The organism is Cupriavidus sp. 291-E7, assembly GCF_057798835.1.
The window spans coordinates 168,701-185,445 of the sequence record NZ_JBYOJV010000008.1 but is presented as its reverse complement, the minus strand read 5'-3'; the positions used below and the strand labels follow the sequence as shown (position 1 = coordinate 185,445).

The following is a 16,745-nucleotide window of genomic DNA, read 5'->3' as shown; positions in this document are numbered from 1 at the left end:
GGGTTCTGTCAAATGTTGCGTATCGGGGCGTCCGTCATGTGACCGCGACGCCCGGTGCGCGCCGTGCGCGCTACTTCTTGCCGCCCGCCGCTGCCGGTGCGGCGTTGCCGCCTGCCGACCGCATGTAGCGGAAGAAGTCCGAATTCGGCTCCAGCACCATCACGTTGCCCTTGTCGCGGAACGTGTTGCGGTAGGCCTCCATACTGCGCCAGAACTGCGCGAAGCTCGGGTCCTTGCCGAATGCATCGGCGTAGAGCTGCGACGCCTTGGCATCGCCCTCGCCCTTGACCACCTGTGCGTCGCGGTAGGCCTCAGCCAGTACCACTTCGCGCTGGCGATCAGCATCGGCACGGATTTTCTCACCTTCCGCGGCGCCAGTCGAACGCAGTTCGTTGGCCACACGCTTGCGCTCGGCCTCCATGCGGCGATAGACAGACTCGCTGATCGCGGGCAGCAGGTCGACGCGCTTCAGGCGCACGTCGATGATTTCGACACCCACGGACTGCGCATACTCAGCCATGCCCACGCGAATGTTCTGCATGACCTTTTCACGCTCTCCCGCCACCACGTCGGTCACGGTGCGCTTGCCGAACTCCTCGCGCGCCACGGCGTCGATACGCTGGGTCATGCGGTCCTGTGCGCCACGTACATTGCCGCCAAACGCCACGAAGAACTTGCGCGGATCGGTGATACGCCATTTGACGAACCAGTCCACCACCATCGACTTCTTTTCGGCGGTCAGGAAACGCTCGTTGGCAGCCACGTCGATCGTCTGCAGGCGGCGATCCATGAACACCACGTTCTGCAGCGGCGGCGGCAGCTTGAAATGCAGGCCCGGCTCGCGCACCACCTGCTTGATCTCGCCGAAGGCGAACACCACGGCATACTGGCGCTGATCCACCACGAACAGCATCGACGACACGACGGCCAGCAGGATAAACAGGCCAATGGCAAAGGAAATCAGTCGGTTCATGACGGTCTCCTTAGCGTACGTCGCGGTCGCGGTTGCGCATCGACTCACGCGAACGAATGTCCGGCGTGGTCGTGTCCGGCGTCGCCGGTGCGTTCGTGCCAGGCGCCGCGGCCGGCGGCGTGGACGACTGGACCTGCGACATCAACTTGTCCAGCGGCAGGTACAGCAGATTGTTGCCCGCCTTGGCGTCGACCAGGATCTTGTTCGCGTTGCTGTAAATCTGCTGCATGGTTTCCAGATAGATACGGTCGCGCGTAACCTGCGGCGCCTTGGCGTATTCGCCCTGCACCGAGCGGAAGCGCGATGCATCACCCTCGGCTTGCGCCACCACGCGGGCGCGATAGGCCTCCGACTCTTCCTTCAGGCGCGCCGCCGTACCGCGTGCACGCGGCAGGATGTCGTTGGCGTAGGCCTGCCCTTCACTGATCGCGCGCTCGCGATCCTGGCTGGCCTTGTTCACGTCGTCGAACGCAGCCTGCACCTGCTCGGGCGGCTGCACGCTCTGGACGTTGACCGAGATCACGCGGATGCCGGTCTTGTAGGCCGACAGAATCGACTGGATCGACTTTGCCAGGCCCTGTGCAATCTGCTCGCGGTTCTCGTAGAGCACTGCATCCATCTTGTTGCGGCCAACGATCTCACGCACCGACGTTTCGGCAGCCTGCGTCACCAGCTCTTCGTCACCACCGCGATCGGTCTTGTTGAAGAAAAGGAATTCGCTGGCATCCTGAATGTCGTACTGCACGGTGAAGCGGACGTCGATAATGTTCTCGTCCTGCGTCAGCATCGACGAGTCCTTCAGGTTGCTGTCCTTGATCGACGTGGCACGGCCCACTTCCACCGAACGCACGGCCGACAGGTTCACCACCTCGGCCGACTGGATCGGCCACGGCGCGCGCCAGTTGATACCGGGGCCGGTCGCGTATTTGAACTTGCCGAACTGCAGGATCACGGCGGTCTGCCCTTCCTGCACCATGAAGAAGCCGCTGGCCAGCCAGATGCCGATCACGGCAGCCACGATCACGCCGACACCGACGCTCGAACCCTTGCCCGACGGGCGCGAGCCAAAGCCGTTGCCCTGGCCGCCACCGCCGTTGTCCTTGCGGCCAAGCAGGCCGCTCAGGCGACGGTTGAAGTCACGCCAGAGTTCGTCGAGATCTGGCGGACCATCTTGCGGCCGCTGGTTCTGCTGACGACTCTTGTCCTTGTCTTCATCGTCCTGTCCGTTACGACCCCAACGCGGGTCATTCAACGAGAAGATGGCGCGCAGGCGCGGCCAGCGTGCAAACCGCGCGGCGCGGCTGCCTGGCACGAAGTGCGAGTCAGGATTCCGAGGGAACAGGGGCATGAAGGGCACGGGTCCGGGAAAGTTTGGAACAGGGGGATTCTAGCAGCCATCTTGATCACTTTTGCTCAAATTCCCCTAATCGGGCCGCCATTCGCGGCGATCGACGCTCAGTTCGGGTGATCAACACCCTGATCAGGGCCATTTTCGGCCCCTTCATCGGGGTCGGCGGCATCCCAGTCATCGCCGCTGGCCGGGGGCGCAATGCCCTCCAGCCGCGGGTCATATGGGGCAGGCTCGTCGGGCCGGTTGGCCAGCCATTGGGCCACGTCCACGATTGCTTCTCGCAACGAATCGAGGCCCAGGCCATCGCGCGCCGACAGGAACACACGGGTCGGCACGCCATCTTCATTGCGCTCGATGCGCGGGCCATGCTCCAGCAACTCCGGGGACGCATCGATCTTGTTCATCACAACGATCTGAGGGATGTCCAGGGCGTCGATTTCCGCCAGCACACGGTTCACCTGCTCGATCTGCTCGTGACGAACGGTGCTCGACGCGTCCACGACGTGCAGCAGCAGGTCGGCATGAACGGTTTCATCGAGCGTGGCACGGAATGCAGCCACCAGTTGCGTTGGCAGGTCACGGATGAACCCGACGGTATCGGACAAGACGACGTTGCCCAGTCCATCGAGGAACAGCCGGCGCGATGTGGTATCGAGCGTGGCGAACAGCTGGTCGGCCGCATAGGCGCGCGCCTTGGTCAGCGCATTGAACAGCGTGGACTTGCCTGCATTGGTGTAGCCGACCAGTGAAATGCTCAGCGTATCGTTGCGCGCGCGGGCGCGGCGCTGCGTATGGTGCTGGCGCTGCAACCGTGCCAGATCGGACTTGAGCCGCTTGGCGCGATCATCGAGCATCCGGCGATCCAGTTCGAGCTGCCGCTCGCCCGGGCCGCCGCGCATGCCGATACCGCCCTTCTGCCGCTCAAGGTGGCTCCATGCCCTCACCAGGCGCGACGCCTGGTATTGCACCTGTGCCAGCTCAACCTGCACTTTACCCACGTGGCTTTGCGCACGCTGCCCGAAGATATCGAGGATCAGGCCCGTACGGTCGATCACGTGACGGCGCAGGAACCGCTCCAGATTCCGTTGCTGGGCCGGGCTCAACGCGTGGTTGAACACGATCACGTCGGCATCCAGCGCGTCCGCCGCCTCCTTGAGCTCCTCCGCCTTGCCCGAGCCAATGAACAACGCCGGATCGGGGCGCGAGCGCTTGCCGGTCAGCGTGTGCACGGGCACCGAGCCGGCCGTGGAGGTCAGCAGTGCCAGTTCGGAAAGGCTTTCCTGGAAATCGTGCTTGCCGAAATCCACGCCGACGAGGATCGCGCGTGAGGGATCGGTCTGGGAGGTAGCTCTGGGTTGCAAGCGGGAGGACGCGTGGCGCCGGAAAAATGTTGAAAACGGATGGGGAAGCCGATTGTCAAGACAATGGCCGCAATGGCTGGCCGCACTGCGGCAACCTGTCACATACCCCCGCCATAAGACTGAGGGACAGACGCGGACTCAATCGGAAACCGGATTCGGAAGATGCGGCCCATTTGGGGCAGCGCTGGCGGCTCAGGCCGGAGAACAGCTGGGCGGGAACGTGCAACGTGGGCGGCCGCATGCGCATGCGGCCAGCCACGAATGAGGAAAAATCAGCCCTCGGAAGTATCATCCACACGGAAATTGACCGCGCGCGCAGGCACGACGGTAGAGATCGCATGCTTGTACACCATTTGGGTCACGGTGTTACGCAGCAGGACGACATACTGGTCGAACGACTCGATATTGCCTTGCAGCTTGATGCCATTGACGAGGTAGATGGAAACCGGCACGTGCTCTTTGCGCAGCGCGTTCAGGAACGGGTCTTGTAGCAATTGCCCTTTGTTGCTCATGGCACACTCCAAAATTATAGATTTAGTGATGGATCATGGGGACGAAAGTCCCCGGTTCAAGTCAGTTGGCGCAAAAACGCGCCAGAAAAAAGATCAAAACGGTACCAAGCTGGCATCAACGCGCAGGGTTTCCCCTGCTACCGTGAATTTAGCCGCAGTTCCAAACGAACGCAAACGAAACTTCGGACGAGGAACGGCACCTTTTTGGCTCAATCCTTCGATTCGGCGTACGGGTTTTTGTTCGTACGGAATTCGATGCGCAACGGCGTGCCCTTGAGCTTGAACGCCTCCCGGAAGCGGTTTTCAAGGTATCGCTTGTACGCGTCGGTCACGTTCTGCAGGCCGTTTCCGTGAATCACCACGATCGGCGGATTGGAGCCGCCCTGGTGCGCGTAGCGCAGCTTCGGACGAGACACGCCCGCGCGCTTGGGCTGCTGGAATTCCACCGCCTCCTGCAGCACGCGCGTCAACTGCGGCGTTGGCAGCTTGACCATTGCAGCGGCGTAGGCATCATCAACCGAGCGAAGCAGCGCGCCGATTCCGGTGCGCTGCTTGGCGGAAACGAAGTGGAAATTCGCGAAGCCCAGGAATTGCAGCTTGCGCTCCAGATCATGCTTCACACGGTCGCGCTGGTGGCCGTCCAGGCCATCCCACTTGTTCACGCCCACCACCAGTGCGCGACCCGACTCCACGATGAAGCCGGCAATGTGCGCATCCTGCTCGGAGATGTCCTGCTGGGCGTCCAGCAGCAGCACCACCACATTGGCGTCGGCGATGGACTGCAGCGTCTTCACCACCGAGAACTTCTCGATGGCCTCGAACACCTTACCGCGCTTGCGCAGGCCGGCCGTGTCGATCAGCGTATAGGGCTTGCCGCCACGCTCGAACTCCACATAGATGGCGTCGCGCGTAGTGCCGGGCATGTCGAACGCAATCACGCGCTCTTCGCCGATCAGCGTGTTGACCAGCGTGGACTTACCCACGTTCGGGCGACCCACGATGGCGATCTTCGTGCCGCGCTGGCCTGCATCGGCCTCTTCGGCCAGTTCCGGACGCTCCTGCACGGCCAGCTCCAGCGCCTCGTCAACGAGTTCGCTCACGCCGTCACCGTGGGTGGACGAGATCGCATACGGATCGCCCATGCCAAGCTCATAGAAATCCGCGGCCACCGAGGTGTACTTCATGCCCTCGGCCTTGTTGACGGCCAGCATGATGCGGCGGCCCGTCTTGCGCAGATAGTCGGCGATCACGCGATCCTGCGGCGCGAGGCCCAGACGGCCATCCACCAGGAAGATCACGACGTCCGCTTCCACCACGGCCTGGCGCGTCTGTTTAGCCATCTCGGCGACGATGCCATCCTTGGCCACGGGTTCGAAGCCACCCGTGTCGATCACGATGAACGGACGGTCGCCGATGCGGCCCTCACCATAGTGACGGTCGCGCGTCAGACCCGGCAAGTCGGCGACAAGCGCGTCGCGCGAACGGGTCATGCGATTGAATAGCGTCGACTTGCCCACATTGGGACGGCCGACGAGTGCGATAACTGGTTTCATGCAATAAATGGAAACAGGGGGCGGCTTGCGCCGTCCCCCAGCATTTCCGGAGTCATGTTGATCCGACAACCACCGTGTTCGTCACGGTCGGCCACTTTTCCTGTCGGAGGGAAACGGAACACTTGTTCCATCCCGTAATTCCTGGCACGACCAGGGATCATGCTACCGGATTGGCACCGCCCATGCGACAGGGGCACGGGCGGGCTTGCGTGCGATGGCACGCTGAAAGCTGGCAGCGCTTGCGCGCCGCCCCTTGCGATCAGTTCGGCACGAAGCCGTACACGTCGCCATCGCGGGTCTGGACGACCAGCGTCTGCCCGGCAATGACCGGCGCAGCGCTGATCGCGCTGCCGTCGGTTTTCATACGCGCGACGACCGTGCCATCTTCCCGCGACAGGAAGTGCACAAAGCCTTCGAAATCACCCACCACCACCGAGCGGCCAATCGTCGCCGGCGCGCCCAGGCTGCGGTAGCGCAAGTCCGTATTCTTCCAGCGCTCGTTGCCATTCTGACGATCGAACGCGAACACCGCCGACGTTTCGTCGCTGGAGAACAGCGAGCTGTCATCCTGCGTCAGGCCCATCGGCGACGAAAAATCCCTGCCCCACTGCGGCTGGCCGTTCGCCAGTTCGAGGCAGGCAATACGGCCCTGGAACGTGGTGGCACAGACCTGACGACCCATGACGGCCGGCATGCCCGTGACATCGTTCAGGCGTTCGATTTCGGACACGCCCTTCGGGTACGACACAGTGCTTTCCCAGCGCAGCACACCATTGCCAGGAGCCAGCACGCCCAGCTTGCCGCCCGGGAAGCCGGTGACGATGCCGTCGCCGGCATACACCATGCCCATCGCGGCACGCAGGTTCAGCGCTGCCTGCGAGCGCTGGTAGATCCAGCGGCGATCGCCAGTGCTGGCGTCCAGGCCGATGATACGGGTATCGGTAGTACGCACCACGACCAGGCCGTTGCCGACCAGCGGCGCCGACAGAACCTCGCCGTTAACCTGCTTCTTCCAGATCTGCTTGCCGCTCTTGTCGAACGCGTAGATCGCGCCCTTCTCGCCGGCCACCGCGGTCGTCTCTCCGTCCGAACCAGGGCCAGAGGTCAGGTCGAGATCGGTCTTCGCCTTCCACAGCGTCTGGCCATTGGTGGCGTTGATAGCCATCAATGCACCACTCTTGCCCGACACGAAAACCGCATCGCCAGCCGCAACCGGCGCCATCACGTACGGGCCGCTCTTGCCGACGTCGGCCTTCCAGGCCTGCTTTACCGACAGCGCGGCCGAAACCGGCTTCAGTTCGGTGGGCGGGTGCTTGTTTTCCTTGCTGAACAGCGAACAGCCCGCCAGCAGGCCAAGGCAGGTGCCGGCCACGAGCGTACGGGTTGCGGCTGTGCGAAGCAATGACGTCATAGGATGCGATCCTGTATTTTTTAAAAGGGTCCGCGGTCCGCTCAGGCGGTGCCCAGCGCGTCGAGCTTGAACTGGATGATCTGGCGCATGCCGGCCTCTCCCGCGCCGAGCTTTTCCAGCGCGCGGCGGTAGGCGGTACGTGCTTCGTCGCGTTTGTCCTGCGCAGCCAGCAGGTCGCCACGGCGATCGGCAAACAGCGCTTCGTACTGCGCCGGTGCGTCCTTCAGCAATGCCAGGCCCTGATCGTAGGCCTTCTCGTCCAGCAGAACACCGGCCAGGCGAACGCGCGCCAGCGGTGCGTAGTCGTTGCCACCGTGGTCGATGGCCCACTGCAGCTGCGTCTTGGCGCCAGCGAGGTCGCCTGCGTCGTACAGCACCTTGGCAGCGGTCAGTGCGCTCATCGGGCCATAGGCGGTACGGCCGAATTTGTCTTCCAGGTCAGTGGCCGCGCGCTTGACGCGATCCACATCGCGCGCTTCGGCCGCCTTGGTCACCTGCTCGTAAAGCTGCGCGGCTTCGCCGGCCTGGCTCCGTTGCCAGTAATTCCAGCCGGACCAGCCCGCGAATGCCAGCAAGACAACAATCAGTGCCCACGTAACGGCATTGCCGTACTGTTTCCACCAGGCCTTGAGACTCTCAAGCTGTTCCTGTTCTTCTAGATCGTAAGCCATGTCGAGGCAGTTACCCGCGTTGGTTGAAATTGGCACGGCCGCTTCCTCCCGGGACAGCGGCCGTGCGGCACGAATCTGACGGTGAGCTTATTGCTCGTCGTCCTCGTCGTCGGATTCGATTTCATCGACCATCCGGTCGATGATGAAGTCGACGACGCTTTCGGCCGGCACACTGGTCTGAGGACCGCCTTCGGCCGCATTGCCGCTGCGCAGCTGCTTGACCTGCACCGTGCCCGCGGCGATTTCATCGTCGCCAATGATAACGGCAAAGGATGCGCCACTCCCGTCGGCGCGCTTCATCTGCGACTTGAAGCTGCCGCTCTTGCCGTCCGGCGTAGCGTGCAAGACCACGTCGAGCCCGGCATCGCGCAGCCGTTCGGCGGCGATCATCGCCTGCTCGCCGGCGGCCTGGCCCTGATGAACCATATAGACATCGCAGCCCGGTGCCTCAGGCACAAGCTTTTCCTCGCGCAGCAGCTCAATGATGCGCTCGATACCCATAGCCCAGCCGCAGGCCGGTGCCGACTTGCCACCCATCTGCTGGATCAGCGGATCGTAGCGGCCACCGCCGGCGATCGTGCCCTGGGCACCAAGCTTGTCGGTGATCCACTCGAACACCGTCAGGTTGTAGTAGTCCAGGCCACGCACCAGGCGCGGGTTGATCTTGAACGGGATGTTGTTCGCCTTCAGGATCCGTTGCACGCCTTCGAAGTGGGCCAGCGACTCTTCGCCCAGGAAGTCGATCAGCTTCGGCGCGTTGGCGGCCATTTCCTGCAGCGCGGGATTCTTCGTATCCAGCACGCGCAGCGGGTTGGTGTACAGCCGGCGCTTGCTATCCTCGTCGAGGATGTCCTTGAAGCCTTCCAGGTACTTGATCAGTTCATCACGGTGCGCGGCGCGCTCATGCGCCTGGCCCAGCGAATTCAGTTCAAGGCGTACGCCGACCAGACCCAGGTCGTCCCACAGGCGCTGGCACATCAGGATGATTTCGGCATCCACGTCCGGGCCGGCAAAGCCCAGAGCCTCGGCGCCGAGCTGATGAAACTGGCGATAGCGGCCGCGCTGCGGCCTTTCATGGCGGAACATCGGACCCGTGTACCACAGGCGCTTCGGGCCGTCGTACAGCAGGTTGTGTTCGATCGTGGCACGCACGGCAGCCGCCGTGCCTTCCGGGCGAAGTGTCAGGTTTTCACCGTTCAGGGCATCGGTGAAGGAATACATTTCCTTCTCGACGATGTCGGTCACCTCGCCAATACCGCGCACGAAGAGCTGCGTATGTTCGACGATCGGCGTGCGGATCTGCTGGTAGCCATAGGCACGCAGCATGCTGCGTGCGGCGTTATCAAACATTTCCCACAGCGGGGCGTCGGCGGGCAGCATGTCGTTCATGCCCTTCACACCCTGCAGTGCCTTATCGGCCTTCGTCTTGTCTTCGCTCATTGTTCTCTTCGTGATACCGGTGCTGCTGCCGACCTGGCGCCCCTGCGCTCAGGCCACTGCTTCCTGTTTTGCCTGCTTTGCGCCCGGGCCGTAGTGCGTGCGGACGTATTCGTCCACGATCGCCTGGAATTCCTGGGCAATATTCTCGCCGCGCAGCGTCTTGACCTTCACGCCATCGACGAACACCGGCGCGGCCGGCGATTCGCCCGAACCGGGCAGCGAAATGCCGATGTTGGCGTGCTTGCTTTCGCCAGGCCCGTTCACGATGCAACCCATCACGGCCACGTCCATCTCTTCCACGCCCGGATACTCGTTCTTCCAGACCGGCATCTGCTCGCGCAGATAGCCCTGGATGCTGGCGGCAAGCTCCTGAAACGTCGTGCTCGTGGTGCGACCGCAGCCTGGGCATGCGATCACCATCGGCGTGAAATTACGCAGGCCCATCGTCTGCAGGATTTCCTGGCCGACGTAGACTTCCTTCTCGCGCGGCGCGCCCGGTTCCGGCGTCAGCGAAATACGGACTGTGTCACCGATGCCCTCCTGCAGCAGCACCGACAGCGCGGCCGTCGATGCGACGATACCCTTGCTGCCCATGCCGGCCTCGGTCAAGCCCAGGTGCAGCGCGTATTCGCAACGGCGCGACAGCTCGCGGTACACCGCCACCAGTTCCTGTACCTGCGACACCTTGCACGACAGGATGATCTGGTTACCGGCCAGACCGATTTCCTCGGCCTTCTGTGCCGATTCGATCGCCGACGTAATCAGCGCTTCCACCATCACGCTCTGCGCAGGCCACGGCTCGGCGCGCTGGGCGTTTTCGTCCATGACACGCGCGAGCAGGTCCTGATCCAGGCTGCCCCAATTCACGCCGATGCGCACCGGCTTGTTGTAGCGGCACGCCATTTCAATCATTTCGGCGAACTGCTTGTCGCGCTTGGCACCCTTGCCGACATTGCCCGGGTTGATCCGGTACTTCGACAGTGCCTGCGCGCATTCCGGATAGTCGTGCAGCAGCGTATGGCCGTTGTAGTGAAAATCACCGACCAGCGGCACATTGACGCCCATGCGGTCCAACTGCTCGCGGATCGCCGGCACGGCGGCGGCAGCCTCGGGGGTGTTCACCGTGATGCGGACGATCTCCGAGCCTGCACGCGCCAGATCCTTGATCTGGATAGCGGTGCCGATCGCGTCGACCGTATCCGTATTGGTCATCGACTGCACGCGCACCGGTGCGCCGCCGCCGATCGTTACGATGTTGTCGCCCCACACGACGCTGGCCTGGCGCGACACGCGGCGTGGCAGCGGACCCGGAATTACGGGTTGGGAAGCTTTCTGGTGCATTGCGTTACCACCTTCAAATGGCATGGCTGATTGCGCTGCCCGGCAGCATTACTGCAGGGTCAGGCGCGCCACATTGTTCCGGTCGGCGGCCTTGAAGTTCACCGGCACACCATTGTGCGCCAGGGACTCAACGCCCTTTACGTTGCCGAGCACGACCTTGTAGGGACCACCCGCGCCGCTGCCGGCCACGGCGTCGCCGGCCTTGGCCGTACCGCCCAGGATGACCTTGCCGGTGCGGTCGCGTACTTCATACCAGCTGTCCGAGGCAAAGCGGATCTGCACGGCGCCATCGCCCGACGCGGCAGGCGCCGCCGGTGCCGTGGCGGCCGGTGCTGGAGCTGCCTGGGACACCGTTGCGGGCGCGGATGCGCGTGTTTCCTGCGGCAATCCCACTGCGCCACCGGTTGCCAGCGGCATGCCCGTGGATGTAGTCGGCGCCGCCGTTGCGGGAGCCTGTGCCGATGTCTGTGCCTGAGCAGGCTTGGCCGGTTCAGCCGGTGCTGCCTCGGACGGCGCCGGAGAATCATTGCCGGCCATCACCGGGGGCAGCGCGGCAGACACCGTGCCGTCGCCATTGCTCTGCGTGGCGCCCTCTTCCACCGGTTTCTCGGCCGGCTTCTCGGCTGCCGCGGTTTCCTCCGCGGCCTTGTTATGGGCTTCGAGCCATGCCTTGGCATGGTCGTATCCGAAATAAACCCCCGCACCCACAAGCGCGATAACGCAGACCAGCCACAGCCAGCGGCCACCTGCACCGCCCGAGCCCTTGGAGCCGAAACGCTTGCGATCGTCGAACGTCTGGTTGAGTGCGCCTTCGTGACGGCGCGTGATGCCTGTCACAGGAGTCGCCTGGGCCTGGGCATGATACTGGCCGAGCAACCCGTCGATATTGATCTGCAGCGTGCGCGCATAGGCGCGCATCACGCCTTTTGCAAACGTCACGTCCGTCAGGCTGGACACGTCGCCCGCCTCGATCGCCACGAGCTTGTTCGGTGCGACCTTCAGGCGCGCTCCGACATCTTCCAGCGACAGGCGCTGTGCCTCACGACCCTCTTTCAGTTGCGCCCCGATTTCGCGGGCCACTGCCTCGCGGTCGGAGTCTGTCGCGCCGCCGGCAACTTGCGTTGCGGCCTGGCTACCGGCGCGCTCTTGTTCATTCATCCCAAGCTCCTCTCTCGTATGCGGTCAGCTCGCGCGAATCGGGGAAACGGTTACGCAGTTCCGCGATCATCGCGCCCTGCGTCTTGGTATCGCCCTGGCGGTGGGCAATGCGCGCACCCAGCCAGAGGGATTGCGCGGTGGCAAAGCGACTGCCGTTGATACGGCCAGCGAATTGCCGGGCTTGTCCCAAGTCCCCGCCCTGGAAATACAGTTGCGCGAGGTTCATGAGCACTGACGGATCATTTCGGTCGTATCCGTAGGCCGTTTGCAGATTTTTTTCCGCTTCGGCCAACTTCCCGTTCCGCATTTCGCATACGCCGAGGTTCGTCAACGGCTTGATCGGCCCGTTGGCCGAAGGTGTCTGCACCGCGCGCTGCAGCGTGGCCTTGCCCTCGGCGTAGCGGCCGGTCTGGCACTGGAACCAGCCATAGTTGTTCAGAATATCCGGATCGCCCGAACGCATGCCCAGCGCGGTGCGGAAACTGTCCTCGGCCAGCGCGTTCTCGTTCATGCCCATGTAGATCAGGGCGCGAACGTGATAGGCATCGACATTCGAGGGATCGATGGCGATAGCCTGCTTCACCTCATCAAGCGCCACCGGATACTGGCGCGCTTCCAGATACTGCGTGGCCAGGCGCAGCCGAAGCGCGGTGCGCTTGTCCACGGCAGTCTGGTCGGAAGCGGTCTTGATGTCCTGCGTGGGCCCGGCGGGCAGCGTGCAGGCGGACAGCATCAACAGCCCTGACAGGGCAGCGACAAGCAGACGGGTCATGCAGGACGGGCCTCCCGAGCGGCGCCGGCAACCACCGGAACCAGTGGCGTGATCTTGCCGAACTTGCCGCGCTCGGCCAGACGGGTACGATCCATGACCTCGCCAGCCAGCTGGCCGCAGGCGGCGTCGATGTCGTCGCCCCGGGTCTTGCGGATCGTCGTGACAATTCCCGCATCCATCAGCACCTGAGCGAAGCGGCGGATCTGCTCGTTGTTCGAGCGCTTCAGCCCCGATTCCGGGAACGGGTTGAACGGGATCAGGTTGAACTTGCAAGGCACGTCGGCCACAAGCTTCAGCAGTTCCCGCGCGTGTTCGACGGTGTCGTTGACACCATCGAGCATGCAGTATTCAAAGGTAATGAAATCTCGCGGCGCGAATTCCAGGTAGTGGCGGCATGCCGCCATCAGATCGGCCAGCGGATATTTACGGTTCAGCGGTACCAGCACATCGCGCAGCGCATCGTTGGAAGCGTGCAGCGACACGGCCAGCGCCACGGGCAGGTCCTTGGACAGACGGTCCATCATCGGCACCACGCCGGACGTGGAGAGCGTCACGCGGCGGCGCGACAGGCCGTACGCGTTGTCGTCGAGCATCAGCCGCATGGCCGGCACGACGGCATCGTAATTCAGGAGCGGCTCGCCCATACCCATCATCACCACGTTGGAGATGACGCGGTCGTCCTTGGGGCCGCGGCCCAGTCGTTCGCGCATGGCGAACTCGGCCATCCAGAGCTGGCCGATGATCTCGCCCGTGCTCAGATTGCGCGAGAAGCCTTGCTTGCCGGTCGAACAGAACCGGCAGTTGACGGCGCATCCGGCCTGCGACGACACGCACAGCGTACCGCGCGTGTCCTCGGGGATGTACACCGTCTCCACCGCGTTACCGGCACCGACGTCGATCAGCCATTTGCGCGTGCCGTCGGCCGACTGGTTGTCGGTGATGACGGCAGGCGCACGGATCTCGGCCCGCGTCGCGAGTTTTTCGCGCAGCGACTTGGCAAGATCCGACATGGCATCGAAGCGGCTGGCACCGAACTGGTGGATCCAGCGTTGCAGCTGCCGCGCACGGAACGGCTTCTCGCCGAGCTCTCCGCAATAGGCGGTGAGCGCGTCCGCGTCGAGGTCGAGCAGGTTGACGAGATCGTTCATGACGGCAGTTTCCAGCGTTGCTACAGGTTCAGTCGTGATGTCAGAGACAATCAGCGGCTGTAAACGTTCATACCCGGGAAGAAGAAAGCCACTTCCACGGCAGCCGTTTCAGCGGCGTCCGAGCCGTGCACGGCGTTGGCGTCGATGCTGTCGGCGAAATCGGCGCGGATCGTGCCCTTCTCAGCCTTCTTCGGGTCGGTGGCACCCATCAGGTCACGGTGCTTGGCGATTGCGTTCTCGCCTTCCAGTGCCTGGATGATGACCGGGCCGGAAACCATGAAGTCCACCAGATCCTTGAAGAACGGGCGCGCCTTGTGCACCGCGTAGAACTGCTCGGCTTCGCCGCGCGACAGATGAACCATCTTGGCAGCAACGATCTTCAGGCCAGCGGCCTCGAAACGGGCGTAGATCTGGCCGATAACGTTCTTGGCCACGGCATCCGGCTTGATAATCGACAGGGTGCGTTCGATCGCCATGAAAAACTCCGAAAAATGAAGGGGTTACAAATGGATTAAACGTGCAATTCTAGCACGACCGCATGGCGGATTCGAGCTTGACCCGGCATGACGTGCGAGACGCATGCCGCAACCGGGTGCAACCCCTTTTTTGTTATTTTTAGCGCACATTACATTCGTGAAATGCGGGAACAGAGACCCAGAAGTTCCGTCAAAATGTCTGAGTTTTCGGAAAACAACTACTGCGACGGGTAATTGTCAAGACAAACCCCCTTGCAAATCCGCTGACGCGATGCCACATTGGCGCTGTGCTGCCGGGTTAGCCCGGCGCCTCACGAATATCTGATGACAGGAGTCATGATGAACAACAAGCTGAATACTTACGGATTCGGCAACAGTGCGGGCGTCACCGATGTTGCCGTCCGCAACCGGGTCCTACGCAATACCTACTGGCTGCTGGCCATCTCGATGATCCCGACCGTGCTTGGCGCGTGGATCGGCGTGGCCGCCGGCTTTGCCGGCCTGGTCGCGGGCAGCCCGGGACTGTCCGCCCTGCTGTTCCTGGCGGTGGCGTTCGGCTTCATGTTCGCGATCGAGAAGACCAAGAACAGCAGCATGGGTGTAGTACTGCTGCTGGCCTTCACGTTCTTCATGGGCCTGATGCTGGCGCGCATCCTCAGCCTGACGCTGTCGTACTCGAACGGCCCCGCGCTGATCATGTACGCGTTTGGCGGCACCGCGGCGGTATTCGGCGCAATGGCCACGATCGCCACGGTCAGCAAGCGCGATTTCTCGGGTCTGGCCAAGTTCCTGTTCGTCGGCGTGATCCTGCTGATCCTGGCCAGCGTCGCCAACATCTGGCTGCAGCTACCCGCACTGATGATCACCCTGTCGGTCATCGCCATCGCGATCTTCTCGATCTTTATCCTGATCGACGTGCAGCGCGTGGTGAACGGCGGCGAGACGAACTACATCACCGCCACGCTGGCGATCTACCTGGACGTCTACAACGTCTTCGTAAATCTGCTGGCACTGCTGGGCATCTTCGGTGGCAGCCGCGACTGACGCCGGCCCGCTGAAAAAGAAAAAGCCGCCTGTGGGCGGCTTTTTTCATGGGCGCGTGCGATCCAGCGACGTTCAATCGCGGTCGAACACGGCAATCGATTCCACATGCGACGTATGCGGGAACATGTTGACCACACCCGCACCGCTCAAGCGATACCCAGCCTCGTGCACCAGCAGTCCGGCGTCACGCGCCAGCGTGGCCGGGCTGCAAGACACGTAGACGATTCGCTTCGGCAGCACGTCGCTACCCGCCTGGTTCAGCTCGCCCAGCGCCTTGCAGACTGCCAGCGCACCTTCACGCGGCGGATCCACCAGCCAGCGATCGAAGCGGCCCAGCGCCGCGATATCGTCCGCGGTCACCTCGAACAGGTTGCGACTGGCAAACGAAGTCTTCTCCGCGAGCTTGTTGTACTCCGCATTGGCCAGCGCGCGCGTGGTCAGCGCCTCGCTACCTTCGATGCCCATCACGGATGCACCCTGCGTAGCCAGCGGCAACGTGAAGTTTCCGATGCCGCAGAACAGATCGAGCAGGCGGTCAGTGGGCTGCGCGTCGAGCAGCCGCAGTGCACGGCCGATCAGCACGCGGTTGATCTGGTGATTGACCTGCGTGAAGTCGGTCGGCTTGAACGGCATGAGAATGCCGAATTCGGGCAGCGTGTACGCCAGCTCCTGCTCGGCCGGATAAAACGGATAGACCGTATCCGGGCCTTTCGGCTGGAGCCAGAACTGCACGTTATGCTGATCGGCGAAAGCACGCAGCAAGTCCTTGTCCGCATCGGTGATCGGCTCGAGGATACGCAGCACCAGCGCCGTCACCTCAGTGCCGACAGCCAGCTCGATCTGCGGCATGCGGTCGCGGATCGACAGCCCCGCCACCAGTTCGCGCAGCGGCACCAGCATGGCCGATACATGCGGCGGCAGAATTTCGCAGCGCGTCATGTCCGCCACGTAACTGCTCTTGCGCTCGTGAAAGCCCACCAGCACCCCGCCCTTCTTTGCAACGTACCGCACGGTCAGGCGCGCCCGGTAGCGATACCCCCAGTCCGGCCCGGCAATCGGGCGGAAGACCACGTCGGGCTTCACTTTCGACAGGTGCCAGAGGTCGTCTTCCAGGATGCGCTGCTTGATCGCCAGTTGAGCCCGTGCATCGAGATGCTGCATGGAGCAACCCCCGCACACGCCAAAGTGCTGGCAACCCGGCTTTACGCGCATCACCGACGATTGTTTAATCTCGACGAGATGTGCCTGCTCATAGCTCGGCTTGCGGCGGTAGCTCTTGTAGGCGACCGTTTCGCCGGGCAACGCGCCTTCGACGAAAATGACCTTGCCTGGCGTGCCGTCCTCGTTTTCCAGACGGCCTACGCCACGTGCCTCCATGTCGAGGCTGTGAATGCGGACAACGGGATCGGCGGGCGCGGATGCGGCGGGCACGGCACCCGGCTGGCCCGCTTGTTCGGGCTTGGAAGAAACGACGGCTTGAGACACCGGAGGGACCTGACGTATTGTTTTGCGAAAGCGGGATTGTAGTCCAGTC

Annotated in this window: 16 protein-coding genes; 1 reads left to right on the top strand and 15 read right to left on the bottom strand. The window is 63.1% G+C overall.

Annotation, left to right across the window (positions count from 1 at the left end):
- Nucleotides 1-70: 70 nt before the first annotated feature.
- From hflC to ndk, 14 genes are all read right to left on the bottom strand, one after another.
- The gene (gene hflC / locus AC3FLX_RS16180; protein ID WP_488698141.1) at nt 71-973 is read right to left on the bottom strand and encodes a protease modulator HflC; all 903 of its coding nucleotides are present in this window, start codon (nt 971-973) and stop codon (nt 71-73) included.
- Nucleotides 974-983: 10 nt separating this feature from the next.
- Complete coding sequence (hflK, locus tag AC3FLX_RS16175) at nt 984-2,321, bottom strand: FtsH protease activity modulator HflK (protein WP_488698140.1); 1,338 nt, start codon at nt 2,319-2,321, stop codon at nt 984-986.
- Nucleotides 2,322-2,428: 107 nt separating this feature from the next.
- Complete coding sequence (gene hflX / locus AC3FLX_RS16170; protein WP_488698138.1) at nt 2,429-3,685, bottom strand: GTPase HflX; 1,257 nt, start codon at nt 3,683-3,685, stop codon at nt 2,429-2,431.
- 272 nt (nt 3,686-3,957) lie between these two features.
- Nucleotides 3,958-4,197 (bottom strand): RNA chaperone Hfq, encoded by a 240-nt coding sequence (gene hfq / locus AC3FLX_RS16165; RefSeq protein WP_488698136.1) that lies wholly within the window; start codon nt 4,195-4,197, stop codon nt 3,958-3,960.
- Nucleotides 4,198-4,406: 209 nt separating this feature from the next.
- Nucleotides 4,407-5,750: a ribosome biogenesis GTPase Der gene (der, locus tag AC3FLX_RS16160; protein ID WP_488698133.1), complete on the bottom strand. Its 1,344-nt coding sequence runs from the start codon at nt 5,748-5,750 to the stop codon at nt 4,407-4,409.
- Nucleotides 5,747-5,881, bottom strand: a complete 135-nt coding sequence (locus AC3FLX_RS16155; protein WP_488698131.1) for a hypothetical protein — start codon at nt 5,879-5,881, stop codon at nt 5,747-5,749. The genes der and AC3FLX_RS16155 overlap by 4 nt, the downstream gene beginning before the upstream one ends.
- A gap of 128 nt (nt 5,882-6,009) precedes the next feature.
- On the bottom strand, nt 6,010-7,161 hold the full coding sequence (bamB, locus tag AC3FLX_RS16150) for an outer membrane protein assembly factor BamB (RefSeq protein WP_488698129.1): 1,152 nt from the start codon (nt 7,159-7,161) through the stop codon (nt 6,010-6,012).
- A gap of 41 nt (nt 7,162-7,202) precedes the next feature.
- The gene (locus tag AC3FLX_RS16145; RefSeq protein ID WP_488698368.1) at nt 7,203-7,832 is read right to left on the bottom strand and encodes a YfgM family protein; all 630 of its coding nucleotides are present in this window, start codon (nt 7,830-7,832) and stop codon (nt 7,203-7,205) included.
- Between the two features lie 87 nt (nt 7,833-7,919).
- A complete protein-coding gene (gene hisS, locus AC3FLX_RS16140) occupies nt 7,920-9,272 on the bottom strand; it encodes a histidine--tRNA ligase (protein ID WP_488698127.1) in 1,353 nt (450 codons plus the stop codon).
- Between the two features lie 48 nt (nt 9,273-9,320).
- Entirely contained in the window at nt 9,321-10,613 is a 1,293-nt protein-coding gene (ispG, locus tag AC3FLX_RS16135; RefSeq protein WP_488698125.1) for a flavodoxin-dependent (E)-4-hydroxy-3-methylbut-2-enyl-diphosphate synthase, read from the bottom strand.
- A 48-nt stretch (nt 10,614-10,661) separates the two neighbouring features.
- The gene (locus AC3FLX_RS16130) at nt 10,662-11,771 is read right to left on the bottom strand and encodes a RodZ domain-containing protein (RefSeq protein WP_488698123.1); all 1,110 of its coding nucleotides are present in this window, start codon (nt 11,769-11,771) and stop codon (nt 10,662-10,664) included.
- Entirely contained in the window at nt 11,764-12,543 is a 780-nt protein-coding gene (gene pilW / locus AC3FLX_RS16125; RefSeq protein ID WP_488698122.1) for a type IV pilus biogenesis/stability protein PilW, read from the bottom strand. Before pilW ends, AC3FLX_RS16130 begins: the two co-directional genes overlap by 8 nt.
- Nucleotides 12,540-13,691 (bottom strand): dual-specificity RNA methyltransferase RlmN, encoded by a 1,152-nt coding sequence (gene rlmN / locus AC3FLX_RS16120; RefSeq protein WP_488698121.1) that lies wholly within the window; start codon nt 13,689-13,691, stop codon nt 12,540-12,542. Before rlmN ends, pilW begins: the two co-directional genes overlap by 4 nt.
- A 50-nt stretch (nt 13,692-13,741) precedes the next feature.
- Complete coding sequence (gene ndk / locus AC3FLX_RS16115; RefSeq protein ID WP_066733833.1) at nt 13,742-14,167, bottom strand: nucleoside-diphosphate kinase; 426 nt, start codon at nt 14,165-14,167, stop codon at nt 13,742-13,744.
- A 339-nt stretch (nt 14,168-14,506) separates the two neighbouring features.
- Between ndk and AC3FLX_RS16110 the strand changes: the two genes are divergently transcribed.
- Complete coding sequence (locus tag AC3FLX_RS16110) at nt 14,507-15,211, top strand: Bax inhibitor-1/YccA family protein (RefSeq protein WP_488698119.1); 705 nt, start codon at nt 14,507-14,509, stop codon at nt 15,209-15,211.
- Between the two features lie 72 nt (nt 15,212-15,283).
- Here AC3FLX_RS16110 and rlmD read toward each other — a convergent pair whose 3' ends face one another.
- The gene (gene rlmD, locus AC3FLX_RS16105) at nt 15,284-16,696 is read right to left on the bottom strand and encodes a 23S rRNA (uracil(1939)-C(5))-methyltransferase RlmD (RefSeq protein ID WP_488698117.1); all 1,413 of its coding nucleotides are present in this window, start codon (nt 16,694-16,696) and stop codon (nt 15,284-15,286) included.
- Nucleotides 16,697-16,745 lie beyond the last annotated feature (49 nt).